The sequence below is a fragment of the Amycolatopsis rubida genome (assembly GCF_900115345.1).
Lineage (GTDB): Bacteria > Actinomycetota > Actinomycetes > Mycobacteriales > Pseudonocardiaceae > Amycolatopsis > Amycolatopsis rubida.
In genome coordinates this window covers 308,007-323,240 of the sequence record NZ_FOWC01000009.1, presented here as the reverse complement: position 1 = coordinate 323,240, position 15,234 = coordinate 308,007, and the positions used below count along the sequence as shown (strand labels likewise).

16 protein-coding genes are annotated in these 15,234 nt (G+C 69.1%); 8 read left to right on the top strand and 8 right to left on the bottom strand.

Features of this window, described 5'->3' with window-relative positions; translation table 11 throughout:
• Nucleotide 1 precedes the first annotated feature (1 nt).
• The 3 genes from BM362_RS31045 to BM362_RS31035 all read right to left on the bottom strand — a co-directional run bounded on the left by BM362_RS31045 (nucleotide 2) and on the right by BM362_RS31035 (nucleotide 2,121).
• A complete protein-coding gene (locus tag BM362_RS31045; RefSeq protein WP_067576505.1) occupies nucleotides 2-913 on the bottom strand; it encodes an NAD-dependent epimerase/dehydratase family protein in 912 nt (303 codons plus the stop codon).
• Nucleotides 914-935: 22 nt separating this feature from the next.
• A complete protein-coding gene (locus BM362_RS50065) occupies nucleotides 936-1,271 on the bottom strand; it encodes a DUF1963 domain-containing protein (protein WP_093575516.1) in 336 nt (111 codons plus the stop codon).
• A 205-nt stretch (nucleotides 1,272-1,476) separates the two neighbouring features.
• Nucleotides 1,477-2,121 (bottom strand): lytic polysaccharide monooxygenase auxiliary activity family 9 protein, encoded by a 645-nt coding sequence (locus BM362_RS31035; protein WP_067575520.1) that lies wholly within the window; start codon nucleotides 2,119-2,121, stop codon nucleotides 1,477-1,479.
• A 158-nt stretch (nucleotides 2,122-2,279) separates the two neighbouring features.
• On the opposite strand from BM362_RS31035, the gene BM362_RS31030 reads away from it, so the two are divergent.
• From BM362_RS31030 to BM362_RS31015, 4 genes are all read left to right on the top strand, one after another.
• Complete coding sequence (locus BM362_RS31030) at nucleotides 2,280-3,065, top strand: SGNH/GDSL hydrolase family protein (RefSeq protein ID WP_093575515.1); 786 nt, start codon at nucleotides 2,280-2,282, stop codon at nucleotides 3,063-3,065.
• Entirely contained in the window at nucleotides 3,062-3,631 is a 570-nt protein-coding gene (locus tag BM362_RS31025; protein ID WP_093575514.1) for a TetR/AcrR family transcriptional regulator, read from the top strand. The genes BM362_RS31030 and BM362_RS31025 overlap by 4 nt, the downstream gene beginning before the upstream one ends.
• Nucleotides 3,632-3,844: 213 nt before the next feature.
• On the top strand, nucleotides 3,845-4,987 hold the full coding sequence (locus BM362_RS31020; protein WP_093575513.1) for a sensor histidine kinase: 1,143 nt from the start codon (nucleotides 3,845-3,847) through the stop codon (nucleotides 4,985-4,987).
• A complete protein-coding gene (locus BM362_RS31015) occupies nucleotides 4,984-5,634 on the top strand; it encodes a response regulator (RefSeq protein ID WP_093575512.1) in 651 nt (216 codons plus the stop codon). Before BM362_RS31020 ends, BM362_RS31015 begins: the two co-directional genes overlap by 4 nt.
• Here the strand turns inward: BM362_RS31015 and BM362_RS31010 are convergent.
• The gene (locus BM362_RS31010) at nucleotides 5,601-7,028 is read right to left on the bottom strand and encodes a phytoene desaturase family protein (protein WP_093575511.1); all 1,428 of its coding nucleotides are present in this window, start codon (nucleotides 7,026-7,028) and stop codon (nucleotides 5,601-5,603) included. The two genes, BM362_RS31015 and BM362_RS31010, sit on opposite strands and share 34 nt — an antisense overlap.
• A 135-nt stretch (nucleotides 7,029-7,163) precedes the next feature.
• Between BM362_RS31010 and BM362_RS31005 the strand changes: the two genes are divergently transcribed.
• Both BM362_RS31005 and BM362_RS31000 read left to right on the top strand, forming a co-directional pair.
• Complete coding sequence (locus tag BM362_RS31005) at nucleotides 7,164-7,895, top strand: DUF2786 domain-containing protein (protein WP_067575511.1); 732 nt, start codon at nucleotides 7,164-7,166, stop codon at nucleotides 7,893-7,895.
• A gap of 16 nt (nucleotides 7,896-7,911) precedes the next feature.
• Nucleotides 7,912-8,613 carry a GNAT family N-acetyltransferase gene (locus tag BM362_RS31000; RefSeq protein ID WP_167545508.1) on the top strand — a complete coding sequence of 234 codons (702 nt, stop codon included), beginning with the start codon at nucleotides 7,912-7,914 and terminating at the stop codon, nucleotides 8,611-8,613.
• Here the strand turns inward: BM362_RS31000 and BM362_RS30995 are convergent, their stop codons facing one another.
• On the bottom strand, nucleotides 8,614-9,543 hold the full coding sequence (locus BM362_RS30995; protein WP_093575509.1) for a LysR family transcriptional regulator: 930 nt from the start codon (nucleotides 9,541-9,543) through the stop codon (nucleotides 8,614-8,616). It lies immediately after the preceding gene.
• Nucleotides 9,544-9,746: 203 nt separating this feature from the next.
• Here BM362_RS30995 and BM362_RS30990 point away from each other — a divergent pair, with 203 nt between their 5' ends.
• Complete coding sequence (locus tag BM362_RS30990; RefSeq protein WP_093575508.1) at nucleotides 9,747-11,453, top strand: 2-isopropylmalate synthase; 1,707 nt, start codon at nucleotides 9,747-9,749, stop codon at nucleotides 11,451-11,453.
• Nucleotides 11,454-11,574: 121 nt separating this feature from the next.
• Here the strand turns inward: BM362_RS30990 and BM362_RS30985 are convergent, their stop codons facing one another.
• The 3 genes from BM362_RS30985 to BM362_RS47745 all read right to left on the bottom strand — a co-directional run bounded on the left by BM362_RS30985 (nucleotide 11,575) and on the right by BM362_RS47745 (nucleotide 13,884).
• Nucleotides 11,575-12,222 (bottom strand): response regulator, encoded by a 648-nt coding sequence (locus tag BM362_RS30985; protein ID WP_093575567.1) that lies wholly within the window; start codon nucleotides 12,220-12,222, stop codon nucleotides 11,575-11,577.
• A gap of 11 nt (nucleotides 12,223-12,233) precedes the next feature.
• A complete protein-coding gene (locus BM362_RS30980) occupies nucleotides 12,234-13,565 on the bottom strand; it encodes a sensor histidine kinase (RefSeq protein WP_208865389.1) in 1,332 nt (443 codons plus the stop codon).
• A gap of 166 nt (nucleotides 13,566-13,731) precedes the next feature.
• Nucleotides 13,732-13,884: a hypothetical protein gene (locus BM362_RS47745; RefSeq protein ID WP_167545500.1), complete on the bottom strand. Its 153-nt coding sequence runs from the start codon at nucleotides 13,882-13,884 to the stop codon at nucleotides 13,732-13,734.
• A gap of 774 nt (nucleotides 13,885-14,658) precedes the next feature.
• Between BM362_RS47745 and BM362_RS30975 the strand changes: the two genes are divergently transcribed.
• Nucleotides 14,659-15,234 carry a TetR/AcrR family transcriptional regulator gene (locus tag BM362_RS30975; RefSeq protein ID WP_167545499.1) on the top strand — a complete coding sequence of 192 codons (576 nt, stop codon included), beginning with the start codon at nucleotides 14,659-14,661 and terminating at the stop codon, nucleotides 15,232-15,234.

Sequence of the window (15,234 nt, the reverse complement as noted above, 5' to 3'; positions counted from 1 at the left end):
CTTACCGCGCCACAGCGGTTTCCCGAATCGCCTCGTCCACCGGAGCCGGGTAATTCAGCTCCAAATACAACTCCCGCAGCAACAATCCGTCCATGTGCCGCACCGTCAGCCCCGGCTGTTTCCCGCTCAGCCCGTTGAGGAATCCGCCGAGTTTGACCGCACCGCGCACTGGCCAGGACGGCAGCGGCCGCACCCGGCGCGGTCGTCCCGCTGCCGCGGCCAGCCGGGCGAACATGTCGGTCCACTGGAGATTTTCCTGTGCTACCGGGACATCCGCGCCCGACGCCTGCTCCAGCGCATCCACCGTCGCGACGCCGACGCCGCGCGCACTTGTCGCCGCGGTCCCGCCGGGAGGCGCGAAGAGCGGGGAGTTGGAACGGACCCACTTGACGATCGGCACCGACCACTGCGGCACCCGGTCCTCCGCAACACCGAAGACAAACGGCACCTCGATCACCGCCACCGGCAACCCCGGCCCAGCCGTTTCGCGCGCGACGCGGGCCTGCTCCAGCCGACTGCGCACGTACGGATGCTTAGCAGCCAATCCCCACTCAGGGCGTACGCGATCGAAGTACGTGTAATACGACCCGAGCACTGCCGCACGCGTACAGCCTGCTTCGCGCGCCGCGCGCAACAACGCGACGACAGGTGCGACGTTGCCCGCGCGCAACCGAGGCTCGACCGGTCCTCGTCCGACTGCACGGTCGTCCATGCCACCGGCGAAGACGACGCCGTCGTATCCGTCGAGCGCTTCGCGCAGTTCGGCGTGCGAAGCTTTCGAGACGTCGAGCGTCCGGTCGACCCCTTCACGTGCCGTACGCGCGACGGCGGTCGTCTCATGACCGCGGTTCCGCAGCTCGTCGAGCACATGTTGGCCCAGCAGACCGCTGCCGCCTACCACCAAGATCTTCATGGTTCGTTCCATTCGGGCTTCGTCAGCCGCACTGCATCGAGCAGCGGGGCCGGATGAGCCAGTACAGCATCTCGACGTCGCCCCACATCATGTCAGTTTCCTCGGCGCTGTCGAACTGGGCGAGCAGCACCCAACGGGCCGCTTCCTCCGTGAGGTGAGCTGTCCGAACACGTGACGGCTTCGGTGATGCGGTCCAGCCGGACGCGCCCTCGCTCCGGGGCGGTGGCCACGATCTCCGCGAAAACGTCGCGGGTAGGGCGCGAGGCCGGACGAGGGCGTTCGTTCGGCGACCGGAGTGCCCGCGGGCACGAAGAGCACCCGATAGCCGTCGGCGTCGCCGGGCAGAATGTGCTGGCAGCGATCAGGTGAGCAGCGGCGGTCGAACCGTTTCGCCGCCACCTCAGCGGGCAGACGATCCTGAGCGAGAGCGCTGAGCCGATCCTTCCGTGCCGGCACGCCGCCATGATGGCGCAGCGCACCGGCGAAACCGCTTGCGCGGTGCCCTCCGGTCCGGCCGACCTTGCCCGGCAGAGGTTTTCGCTGCCTCTGCCGGGCCGCCGCGATCAGGTGAAGATCACGTCCGAGCAGGAGTAGAAGGCCTCGCCGGAGTCGGGCCAGTGGCGTTGCCAGATCGAGTAGATCAGGTGCCTTCCGGTGCGCCCGCCGGGCAGGTTCGCCTGGAGCTGGTAGGCGTTGCCCGCGATCGGCGGGTTGTCCTGCCGGTAGAACGGGGTGTCTTCCAGGTCGGACCACTTGAGCGGTTTCGCCGGGTCGTAGCCGGGCTTGGTGACGTACAGCTCGAAGGTGCCCTCGTGGGCGGCGGTCAGCTGGTACTGGAAGGTGTACGGGCCGCTGCTCGGCAGCGTGGTCGCCGGCCAGTCGTCGCGGGCGAGGTCGAGCCCCTTGTACTTGTCCCGGCCGGCGCTGCACAGCTTGCCGTCCGGGATGATCTCGCGGCTGTGGCCGCTGGCGTCGCCGATGTTGACCTCGTCCCAGTCGTAGATCGGCCAGCTGTCGCCGACCGCGACGGCGGCCTTGCACGCGGCGGACTGCGGATTCTCCGGACCCTCCTGGAAACATTGCATGATCCGGCTGATCGGGTTGCCCATCGAGCCGTGCGCGAGGGCGGGGACGGCGGTGAACACCGAGACCGTGCCGAAAACGGCGGTCAGTATCCCGGCTTTGACGGCGGAGCGGGAAAACTTCATCGCAGGATTCCTCTCTTGAGAGGTCTAGACCACACCCACGGTAAAGGCGCGGACACACCGGCTTGTAGGCCCGAAAGTCGGACACCCCGAGGTAGACACCGTCTACTTACTTTGATAGACAGTGTCTACAACATGAACCAGGGGTTACGGAGAGCGGAATGGGTTTCCACACGTTCGTCGCCGTCGGCGACAGCTGCGCGGAGGGGCTGGACGATCCCTATCCGGATCACAGTCAGTACCGCGGCTGGGCGGACTACGTCGCCGGGCGGCTCGCGCGCGACGAAACCGCGTTCCGCTACGCCAATCTCGCCGTTCGCGGGCGGCGGCTGGACCAGATCGCCGCGGAGCAGCTGCCCGCGGCCGAGCGGCACGAACCGGACCTGATCGCGTTGTTCGGCGGCGGCAATGACGTGCTGAGCCGCGGCTGGGACGCTCGCACCGTCGCTCGTCGCGTCGACACGGCGATCCGGCAGTGCACGCACGTCGCGCCCACCGTCGTCACCTTCACCTTGAGCGACATCGCGCATCGCATGCCGCTGGGCGGGCGGATGCGGCCGCGGGTCACCGCGCTCAACGACGCTATCCGCGAGGCTTCGGTCAGCTACGGCACGAAGCTCGTCGACCTGTGGCCGGACCAGGCCGCGCACGACTCGCGCTACTTCGGGCCGGACCGGCTGCACCTGTCGCAGGCCGGACACCTGCGCGTCGCCGGCCACGTGCTCGACCGGCTCGGCGTCGCGCACGACGGCAGCTGGCTGCGGCCGCTTCCCGGAGCCCCGGCCCAGGGCAGCGCGATCGCCGACCTGCGCTGGCTGTGGCAGGAGGTGCTGCCGGTGGGGATCACGCGGCTGCGCAACCGCCTCACCGGCCGGTCCCCTGGCGACGGCTTCCTGCCGAAGCGCCCGGAGCTGCTGCCGGTGGCCTTCTCCGAAGCTCAGGCATGAGCGCACGACAGCGGTTGATCCGCACCGCGGCGGATCTGCTCGTCGGCTCCGGCGTCGAGGCCGTGACGTTGCGCGGTATCGCGAAGGCAGCAGGTGTGTCGCACGGTGCGCCGCTTCGTCACTTCTCGGGACGCGCGGAGCTGCTATCCGCCGTAGCGACGCTTGGCTTCACACAGCTGCTCCATCGCGGCACACAGTTGCCTGACGGCACTCCGCGCGAACGCGTCACGGCCGCCTGCCACACGTACGTCGACTTCGCGGTTACGAACCCCGCGATGTTCGAGCTGATGTTCCGTCGCGACCTCATCGACCCGGAGGAGCCGGGGTTGGTCGCGGCCAGCAGCGCCGTCTTCGACACCTTCGCCGAGCTAGTGCGGCTCGACCGCGCCGAAGCGGACGACGACCGGCTGCGTCCCGGTACGGATCCCCGGCTGGTCGCAGCGTCGCTGTGGGCCGCGTTGCACGGTCTCGCGCAGCTGTGGTTGTGGGGCGGGCTGGCCGGAGCCAGCTTCGCGCCTTCGCCGGAATCGGCGTTGGCGGTGACGCTCGACGCGTATCTGGGGTGAAGCTCAGCGGAGAGCCCGGAATCCTCCCCACCCCTGGCTCTCCGCCGAACAGCGGGAATGGGATGACCATTCAGCACCGACCGTAACGCTCGATCCCGTCCGCGGAATCCGCCCTTCGCCGCAGCCCTGGGTAAACCCTGGCGGTAGGCGGCCTGCCGCGATCGCGGTACGGAATTGGGAAACCGCCGGTCAGGAAGGTAGTTTCGGCGTGTGATGCGGATCCTGCGGGCGCGGCCGCTGGGCACGGATTCGCTGCTGGCGGCTGCGGTCGGACTATTCCTTTTCGCCGGGGCGGCGGTCCACCACGGTTCCCTCGGCGACCGGCCGGGACTATTCGGACTGCTGTTCGCCGCGGCGGGCGCGGTGCCGCTGGCGGTCCGGCGGCGCTACCCGATCAGCGTGCTGCTCGCGGTGACCCTGCTGGTCGGCGCGTTCGCGCTGGCCGGGTACCGTGCGACGCTCGGCCGTCCTGACCTGCTGATCGCCGCGTACACGGTGTGGGCGCGTTACCCGGCGCGGCAAGCCTGGCCGCCGTCGCTGTTCGCGGCTGCCGGTTTCGAGGTCACGATGCTCCTCGGCGACAGCGCGAACCCGATCGGCGACACGGTGATCGCGGTGCTGCAAGCCTCCGCGACCGTCCTTATTGGACACTCCATCTATCTCCGCGGGCTCGCCCTGCACGCGACCGCGGAACGTGCCGACCGCGCCGAACTGGCGGTCGTCGAGGAGCGGCTGCGCATCGCCCGCGAGCTGCACGACGTTGTCTCGCACCATCTGTCGGTGATCTCCGTGCAGGCCAACCTCGCGCGGTACGTCTTCGAGTCCGCGCCGGACACCGCACGTGGCGCGCTCGACACGATCACCGGCACGACCACCGAGGCGCTCGACGAACTCCGCCGCCTGCTCAGCGTGCTGCGTCCACCGCACCACGAGCCGGGCGAATACCGCCCACAGCCGGGTCTCGAAGAGCTTCCCTCGCTGGTCGGCCGGGTCCGCGAGGCCGGGCTGACCGTGCGGCTGCGGGTCGCCGGAACGCGGCGGACGTTGCCTTCTGGGCAGCAACTGTGCGCGTACCGGGTCGCGCAGGAAGCGCTGACGAATGTCCTGAAGCACGCGCCGGGTTCCTTCGCCACGCTGGACGTCGAGTACCTCTCCGACGCACTGCGGCTGAGCGTGGCCGACTCCGGCGGCGGTCCGCGCGCCGAGGGCAATCCCGCCGGTCATGGCCTCGTCGGCATGCGGGAGCGGGCACGTATGTACGGTGGCGAGATCGAAATCGGACCGCGCGAGCCGGCGGGGTTCGAGGTGGTGCTGACCCTCCCGTACCCGGACCGGACCGGCGGAGAACCGAAGTGACCAGTGTGCTCGTGGTGGACGACCAGGATCTCGTCCGCGCCGGCCTCGTCGCGCTGCTCAACGCCGCGCCGGGCGTCGAAGTCGTCGGCGAGGCGCGCGACGGGCTGGAGGCCGTGCACGAGGCGGCGCGGCTGCGGCCCGAGGTGATCCTCATGGACATCCGGCTGCCCGGCCTCGACGGCGTGTCGGCCACCGCCCGCATCCTCGCCGGGCCGGAGAACCCGCGTGTGCTGATCCTGACCGTCTTCGACCTCGACGAATACGTGTACCGCGCGCTGCGGGCCGGCGCGGCCGGGTTCCTGCTCAAGGACAGCCCGCCGGAAACACTGATCTCCGGCATCCAGGCAGTGGCGCGCGGGGACCTGCTGTTCGGCCCGACAGTCACGCGGCGGCTGGTGGAGGCGTACACGAGCGCGCCGCCCGCGGAGCCCGCACCGGAGCTGAGCGGGCTGACCGAGCGCGAACGCGAGGTGCTCCGGTTGGTGGGCACGGGGATGCCGAACGGGGAAATCGCGACCCGGCTGCTGGTCAGCGAGGCGACGGTGAAGACGCACCTCAACCGGCTCATGCCCAAACTCGGCATCTCCAGCCGGGCACAAGCGGTCGTCGTCGCCTACGAAACCGGCTTGGTCCGGCCAGGGCGATAGCCGAACTCGTTGCGCAGCACGCGTTCCGCGGCGTGTTGGCCGGCCATTCCGTGCACCCCCGGCCCGGGCGGGGTCGCGGCCGAGCACAGGTAGACGCCGCGCAACGGGGTTCGGTACGGGTCCCAGCGCAGGACCGGACGGCCCAGCACCTGGCGCAGCGTGACCGCGGCGGCCGCGATGTCCCCGCCGACGTAATTGGCGTTGTAGGCCTCGAAATCGCTCGCCGGGATCGCCCGCGAGGCGAGGATCGTGTCGCGGAAACCGGGGGCGAAGCGTTCGACGCGGCGGATGATCGCGGCGGTCGGGTCGAGCGGATCTCCGTGCGGGACGTGGGCGTAGGCCCAGATCGGCTGTTTGCCTGGGCGGCCGCGCGAGGAGTCGGCGATCATTGGCTGGGAGAGGAGGACGAACGGATCCCGCGCCCGCTTTCCGGCAGCGACGGCGTTTTCCGCCGCGTGCACCTCGGCTTTCGTCCCTCCGATGTGGACAGTACCGGCTCGGGCGAGTTCCTTTTCGCGCCACGGGATTGCTTCGGAGACCAAGAAGTCGACCTTCGCCGCGGCCGGTCCGTAGCGGACGTTCTCCAGCGCTCTGCGGTACTGCTGGGGCAGCAACGACCCCGCGATGTCGAGGACGCCTTTAGGCGCTAAGTCCAAGAGGACAGCACGCGCGTGCGCTAACTCGCGTACGTCGGTGACGCGCGCGTTGGCGCGTACGCGGCCACCGTGGGCCTCGATGTCGGCGACGAGAGCATCGGTGATGCGTTGCGAACCGCCGCGGGGAATTGGCCAGCCTGTGGTGTGCGCGAGATGGGCCAGCAGGACCGCGATACCGCCGCCGATGAGTGAGGGCAGCTTGCCGAGCGCGTGCGCCTCGACGCCAGCTATGAGTGCTGCCGCTTCCTTGCTCTTGAAGGAATTCGCCATGAGAGCGCGCGTCGCGATGTACGCCGCCGTACGCGGATGCGGGGGGCGGCGAAGGTCGCCGAGGAGCACTTCGGTGATCTCAGCACTGTGCTCGATCAGTGGTGCCATGAAGCGACGCCAGCGCGCACCTTCGGTTCCTAGCCGCGCACAGGTGCGGTCGAGGTCCGCGTACGCGATCGCTGTGGTCTTCTCGTCGATCGGGTGCGCGTACGGGATTTCGGGATGGCAGAGGTCGAGATCGAACTGCCGGAGGAACGGCGAAGCCGCGGCCATCGGATGGACTGCCGAGCAGATGTCATGGATAACGTCAGAGTCGAACAACCGTTTCGACCGCGCCCCGCCGCCTGGCCCGTCCGCCGCCTCGTACACCTCGACCGACAACCCCGCCCGCGCCAGCAGCACAGCCGCGGCCAGGCCGTTCGGCCCCGAGCCGACGACCGCGACGTCCAGCGTGACGGGCGGAGACACGTCCCGATCGTAGGACCGCGACGAACCGGGCGCCCAGTGTCACGCCCGAACATCTGATCGAATATTGTCGTACCCCACGCCTACCGTGCACCCCATGCCGGTCCGCACGGGCCGCGCCTGCTGGAGAGGGGGGTCATGCCCGACCACGACACGCTGCTGGAGCGCGTGCGGAAGCTGCTGGCCAAGGCCGAGGATCCGGCCGTCACGCCCGCCGAAGCCGAGTTGTACAACACCAAAGCGGCGCAACTGATCGCGCGGCACGGGATCGACAACGCGATGCTGGCCGCGTCCGGTCAGAGCGGCGACGACATCACGGTGCTGAAGCTGCCGATCTCCAATCCCTACAGCCGCGACAAAGCCAGCCTGCTCACCAGCATCGCGTACCCGTTGCGCTGCCGGACCTTGCTGCACCGGGTCGGCCAAGGGGTCGAAGAGGTCACTGTGTTCGGCTTCCGCACCGATCTCGCGCGGGTCGAGCTGCTGTTCACCAGCCTGTTGCTGCAGGCGAGCACGCAGCTCACGCGGGTGCGGCCGGAGGAACGGGTGTTCCGCGAATCGCTGGCGGCGTACCGGCGGACCTGGCTGCACGGGTTCGCGCGTGCGGTGCACGAGCGGCTGACCGCGGCGGAGGAGAATGCCGCGCGGACGTACTCCGATGTCGCAGGCGGAAAGTCGGCGGAACTGGTGGTGCGGGACCGGACGGCGTTGGTGCAGCAGGCCTTCGACCGCGAGTACGGCGACCTGCGTTCGGCAGGCCCGCGCCGGTTGTCGGGATCGGGGTACCGGGAGGGGCACCGGGCCGGAACCCGGGCGAATCTCGACCCGGCGGCGCTCGGAAGGCGGAGGTCGGCGCTTCCGGTGCGCTGAACTGGAGGGCGTCGTGCTGCGCATCGAAGACCTTGCCACCCGGCCCGAGCTGCGCGTTCTCGCGCTCCAGCTGGGATTCGTCGGCGGAGAGTTCCTCGGCCGAGGCCTCACCGCCGGGCTGGCCAGTTCTCGGCGGATTGCTCCCGAGTTCTTCCTGGTCCTCCTCGACGACGGCGTTCCGGTAGCGCGAGCGGCGGCGATTCCCGTCGCCTTCCCCGCCCCGGAGCGACCGGAACTGCCTGACCACGGCTGGGACGGCGCCCTCGTCTGGGCTGCCGAAGACCACCTCGACAGGCGGGAACCCACCACGCTGGTCGCGCTGGAGGTATACGTCGCGGAATCCGCGCGCGGGCAAGGCATTGCCGCCCAGGCGCTCGTGGAGTTGCAGAACCGGGCACGCCGGGCTGGGCTTTCCCGGCTGGTCGTGCCGGTGCGGCCGACCGGCAAACCACCCATGGAGTCCATTGTGGACTATCTCGGCCGGGGAGCCGATCCCTGGCTGCGCAGTCACGAGCGGCTGGGCGCGGAGTTCCGGAAGATCGCGCCGTTCGCGATGACCGTCACCGGCACGCTCGCGCAGTGGGAGCAGTGGACCGGCATCCGGCTCAACGACGGTCACACCGTCGTGCCCGGCGGAATCGCACCGGTGCTCGCGTCAACGGAACAGGATCTGGGCGTATACGTCGAGCCGAACGTCTGGTACGAACATCCGCTCTGATTACGCCTGCTCCCAGCCGGGCAGCCAAACCCCGTCTCCTGGTTCCTGTCCGGTCACCAAGTGATCACGCAGTTTCCGCACGTCCGGATGCGCGGGCTCCCGCCGCCACAGCAGCGACATCGGGTACACCGGCGTCGGGTCCACCACCAGCACCCGGCGGAGGTCGTATTCGTCCGGCCAGAAGTAACGCGAGCCAGCACCCACGAAGGTCGACAGGCCGGGCGACGTCGCCAGTTCGTCCAGCATCGTTTCGTTGCCGAAGACCGGGCCGGACACGTCGATGGTCAGGTCGAACGCCTCGGCCAGCTCCGCGTAGTACGCGCCCCATTCCGTGCTCGCCGACAGCCCCGGCATCCAGATCCGATGGCCGACGAGCTTCGCGATCGGCACCGACGGCAGGTCAGCGAACGGATGGCGCGGGCCGACCAGCAGCTCGTGCGCGTCGTAGTCCACCACCCCGCTCGTCACGCCGCCCGGCAGGTCGCGCTTCGGCACACCGCGGAACGCGGCGTCGACCGAACCGGCCGCGACCGCGGCGACGGCTGCGTCGAAGCTCAGCTCGGCACCGGTGGTCACGACCTCCAGCTCCACCTCCGGGAACGCCCGGTGGAAGCTCAGTGCGAGATGCGCCGACTTGGTCCGCCGGTTCAGCACGTCCACCCGCAGCGGACGCTTCTCCGGACGCACTGCGGCGAGCGCGCTTTTCTCCGCGTCGAGCAGCACCCGCGCGTGCGGCAGGAACGCCTCGCCGTCGCTGCTCAACCGGGCTCCGCGGGCGGTGCGGGTGAACAACCGCACGCCTAGCTCGCGTTCCAGCGCACCGACGCGTTTGGACACTGCTTGCTGCGTGATCCCCAGCTCCGCGGCCGCTTCCTGGAACTGCCCTCCGTCCACGACGGCGACGAAGGTCCGCACGAATTCCAGCTCCACGGGCCAATCCTAAGCGCTCGCGCCGCCCGCCGCGGCGGCCTGCCCTAACCCCGCTACTTGTCTGAGGAGTTGTGCTACGCTTCGCCTCGATGTTCACACGCTTCCTTCTCCTTCGCCGCCACGGCGGGGCCTGACCGGACCGGCCCCCCGCCGTGGGGCAAGCACGCGCGCCGGTCGGCTTCCGACCACCTGAAGGACCGCAGATGAACACCGTTGGGAACCGGCAGCGAGCCTCCCGCATGCCGTCGTACCGCTACCGCGACGTCTACCAGCGCGTCGACGTCCCCAACACCGGCCGCGCCTGGCCCGGCAACCGGATCACTCAAGCCCCGCTCTGGGTGCCGGTCGACCTGCGCGACGGCAACCAGGCACTGGCCGAACCGATGGACCCGGCGCGCAAACGCCGGTTCTTCGAGCTGATGATCAGCATGGGCTACAAGGAAATCGAGGTCGGCTACCCGTCCGCCTCGCAGACCGACTACGACTTCGTCCGGCTGCTCGCGGACACCGAGCTGGCCCCGGAAGACGTCACCATCGTCGTGTTCACCCCGGCGCGGCGTGACCTGATCGAGCGCACCGTCGAGTCCGTTCGCGGCATCCGCAACGACGTCGTGATCCACCTGTACACCGCCACCGCGCCGACCTGGCGCACGGTGGTCCTCGGCCACGATCAGGCGTCGCTGAAAGAACTGATCCTCGACGGCGCCCGCGACGTTCTGCGCGCGGCCGGCGACCTGCCGGACATCCGCTTCGAGTTCTCCCCCGAGGTCTTCAACCTCACCGAACCGGACTACGTCCTGGAAGTCTGCGACGCGGTCACCGAAACCTGGCAGGCGAGCCCGGACCGTCCGGTGATCCTGAACCTGCCAGCGACCGTCGAGATCGCGACGCCCAATGTGTACGCCGACCAGATCGAGTACATGCACCGCAACCTCGCCCGCCGCGATTCGGTGATCCTCTCCGTGCACCCGCACAACGACCGCGGCACCGGTGTCGCCTGCGCCGAACTCGCCGTGCTGGCCGGAGCCGAACGCGTCGAGGGCTGCATCTTCGGCAACGGCGAGCGCACGGGCAACGTCGACTTGGCGACGCTCGCGCTCAACCTGCACGCACAGGGCGTCGACCCGATGATCGACTTTTCGGACATCGACGAGATCCGCCGCACTGTCGAGTACTGCAACCGGATCGAGGTCCACGCCCGGCATCCGTACGTCGGCGACCTCGTGCACACCGCGTTCAGCGGCACCCATCAGGACGCGATCAAGAAGGGTTTCGCCGAACACCACGCGCGCGCCGCGGAAACCGGCGTGCCCGCGCACGAACTGGACTGGCGCGTCCCGTACCTGCCGATCGACCCCGCCGATCTCGGCCGCGACTACGCCGCCGTGATCCGGGTGAACTCGCAGTCCGGCAAAGGCGGAATCGCCTATCTGCTGGAAAACGAGTACGGAATCACGCTGCCACGGCGGCTGCAGATCGACTTCGCGCGCCGCGTCCAAGACCACGCCGACGGCTCCGGCCACGAGGTGACCGCGACCGAACTGTGGCAGCTCTTCGAAGCCGCCTACCTCCAGCCGAACCCGGCAATCGCGTTGTCTCGCTTCGAAAACTCCGCCGACGAACACACCAGCATCACCCTGCGCGTCGACGGGATCGAGCACACCAGCACGCACACCGGAACCGGACCGGTCGAAGCGCTCACCGCGGCGCTCGGCGAGCACGGGCGGAAGGTGGACATCGTGGCCTTGCACCAAACGAGCATCGGCTCCGGCAACGACAGCGAAGCGTTGACTCTGCTGGAGTATCGCACTGACAGCGGTACACAATGGACAGCCGGGCGCGATCGTTCAGTACTCGCGGCCAGCTTGACCGCGGTGGTGAACGCGGCCCACTGTGCCGATCGTTACTAATCCGGCCACAGCCACGGCCGAATGACTTCGCTGCAACGGTTGCGTGCCGCTTCAGGGTCGGCCTGCTTTAGCCCGGATCAGTAAACCCAGCGGTGCGAGCGCGAACCGCGCTCGCACCGCCTCAGCCGTTACCGCGAAGAAACGCCAGCACCGCCAGCACCCGACGGTTCCCGTCGTCCGTCGGCGGGAGGTCGAGTTTCGACAGGATGCTCCCGACGTGCTTGCCCACCGCGGCTTCGGACACCACCAGCCGCCGGGCGATCGACGCGTTGGAGTGCCCCTCGGCGATCAGCGACAGGACTTCCCGTTCCCGCGCCGACAGCCGGGCGAGCGGGTCGGCCCGGCGGCGCAGCAGCTGGCGCACCACCTGCGGATCCACCGCCGTGCCGCCGTCCACGACCTGGCGCAGCGTCCCGACGAATTCCTCGACGTCGACCACCCGGTCCTTCAGCAGGTAGCCGACCCCGCGCCCCTCGGCGGAGTCGAGCAACTCGGCCGCGTGGTGGTGTTCGACGTATTGGCTCAGCACCACCACGGCCAGCTCCGGGCGCGTGCGGCGCAGCTCGACCGCGGCACGCAGCCCCTCGTCCGAATGGCCGGGCGGCATCCGGATGTCGGTGAGCACCAGGTCCGGATCGTGCTCGCGCACGGCGGCGTGCAGGCCCTCGGCATCGCCGACCGAGGCGACGACCTCGAAGCCGAACCGCTCCAGCAAACCGCACAATCCCTCGCGCAGCAGCACCTCGTCTTCGGCGAGGACGACCCGCATCGGCTCGCCCCTCAGCACGGCAGCTCCACTCGCACGACAGTCGGCCCGCCGATCGGACTGCGCACCCACATCCGTCCGCCCAGCACGGCAATCCGGTCGCTCAACCCGGTGATCCCCGTGCCGCGCGACGGCTCAGCACCGCCAGCTCCGTTGTCCCATACCTCAATGGTAAGCACCCGGCCGGCAATTCCGGCGGTCACCGAGGCGCAACTGGCCGCGGAATGCTTGGCCACGTTGGTCAGCGACTCGGCCACCACGAAGTAGGCAGTGGATTCCACCGATTCCGGCAATCGCACCGGCACCACCACGTCCACGGTGACCGGCACCGCGCAGCCGTCGGCGAGTTCCTCCAACGCGGCGGGCAAACCGAGTTCAGCGAGCGCGCGCGGGTGGATTCCGTTGATCAGCTCGCGTAGCTCGACCATCAGCTTCTTCGCCTGGTCATGCGCGTCCGACACCGCTTTCGCCGCCGCGGAATCCGGTGGCAGATCGACCTTCGCGAGCCCGAGTTGCAGGCTCAGCCCGACCAGCCGCTGCTGCGCGCCGTCGTGCAGATCGCGTTCGATGCGCTTGCGTTCCGCGTCGAACGCCGACAACAACCGGGTGCGGGATTGCGACACCTCGGCCAGCTCGCCGCGGAGCTTCTCAGCGGCCCCGTCGGTGAGCAGCGAACGGGCCAGCATCGCGTGCAGACCAGCGAAACCGGACAGCAGATAGCCCGACAGCACGAGCAGCACCACACCGGCCAGCGCGTACGGCACCGCCGCCCCCGGGGTGGAAACTTCAGTGAAGCCAAAGGAAATCGTGTCATTCGCGTTGACGAGCAGCGGACTTGCCACCAGAACCACCGCGAACAACGCGACCATTCCGGCCACTGAGTACAACGCGGGAATCGCGGTGCACAACAGAACCGCGTACCCGAGTTCGCGCCATGCCGCCGGTTCCGTGTACCGGGTCCGCATTCGGGGCCACCAGCCCGGTTCGCCGATCGGTCCCAAGGGGACAGTCACCGGATTGAGGTCGACGATGCGCAGCCGCTGCCGTTCGACCCCGGCGACCACCGCCGCCCAGGCCGGGCCCGCGCTCAGGAACAACAGCATGCCGAACACCGAGAACACCGCGACGAGCCCCAGGTCGGAGGTTTGCCCGTGCACGACGCGGCTGACCAGCACCGCGAGCGGCAGCAGGCAGCACCCGAACGGAAGGCCGAACAGCAGCGTCATCGGCCCGGTGCTGAGCCCGTAAAGCAGCGCCCGCCACGGCCAGGAGGAAATCAGGAACGTCCGATGCGGCAAGGCATCCAGCACAGTGCGCGGTTTCGCGGTCGTAGAGACGGTAGCCACGAGATCCAGATTAGCCAGCGTGCTGCCCGGTTTCGATCAGCTTTCCCATAGTCTTGGAGGTAGGGCTAGGCATACCACGGGGGCAGGTTGCCTGCCCGCGCGAGCAAGCGGCGCAGGGGCGTGCGCGTGAACATCCGCATCGCCATCGCGCTCCGCCGCGCCTGCCTCACAGTGTCGGGAGCCCACCGCTTGAGCGTCGTCGTCCCCAGTGGACGAACCGGCGCATCCGGGTTTCGTGACTGCCGAGGTCGCCTGCCTCGACCGCAGCGGCCAACGCCTCCGCGCCCATGATCGCCATCGCGGTGCCGTGCCCGGCCATCGGCGAGCAGCACCGCCCGCCCAGCGGACCGCGACGGAGCGGCGACCTTCACCAGCTCGTCGCAGTAGAATCCGGGGTCGTGCGCGATCGCGTCGAGCGCTGACGGCAGGTGCCAATCGTCCGCTGTCCCGGCCCGTTTGATGCTGTCCGCGACGAATTTCCGCTGCGCCGCACCACCTCGGGCAAAGTCTTCGCGTCGCGGGGCGCGTACCGCGATCAACGCTTGGCCACCGCCGCGCCCCGGTCGGATGGCGACCGTCACCCCGCCGCCAGCGAACATCCGCATGTCGGAGCCGAATTCGCGGGGAGGGAAACACCCGTGTCCTGACAGGTGACCGGGTTCCCTCAGCAACCACCAGGAGGTCCGCGCCGATCCGGTCTCCACCCGAACGCCAGCGGCCGTGACGTCGACGTCTACCAAGTGTTCTCCATAGTGGACGTCCGCGGTGGACGCCTTCTCCAGCACCGCGTTCAGGTCCCCGCGACCAATCTCGACGTCCTATGCGGGCATCCGCCACAACTCGCGACCGTCCCGGCCGACCGAGACCATCCGCTCCTCCGCCGCCCGCGACGCGAGCACGTCGTCGAGCAGCCCCATTCGCGAAGGACGTCCTGACCGTGCCCGCGCAAGCCCACCGTGTGGCCGCCGATCGGCGGCCCGTCCGCGCGTTCGAGCACGGCGGCGCTGATCACCATCCTTGGTGTTTTCACTGGTCTGAAGGTGATGCCAGCCTAGAACATTGTGCAAGACGTCGTCTCAGACAGCCGGGTGAGGTGTGGCCCGCGGGCAACCGAGAGGATCTTCTGGAAGCCGCTCGCGTCTACTTGCGCGAACGCGGCCTGAGCACGACCGCACGCGACATCGCGTCCGAAGCGGGCGTCAGCCTGGCCGCGATCGGCTATCACTTCGGCACGAAAGACGCGCTGCTGGCGCAAGCCGCCACCGAAGCCATCGGCGACGCACTGGGCGCTTGGATCGAACAAACCCTCCGCGAGACCCCGGCCGGAGCCGAACCCGGCAAGACTTTCGCCGAGTTCTGCGGACGACTGCCCGAGGCGTTCGCCTCAGTGCACACCCACCTGCTGACGTCGCTGGAACACCTCACGCGTCTCGTCCGTAGCGGCGATCCGCAGACAACGATGGCACCGGCGATGCGGCAGAGCACCGACGCGCTCACGAAGATCCTCGGCGCCGTCCATCCGCAACTTCCGCCGTCCGAGCTGGCCGGGCTTGCGCAGCTGTACCACGCGGTGCTCAACGGCGCGTCCCTGATCTGGCTCGCCGTACCGGATTCCGCTCCCACCGCACCCCAGTTCCAGCACGCGGTCTCGGCATTGACTTCAAGTTAA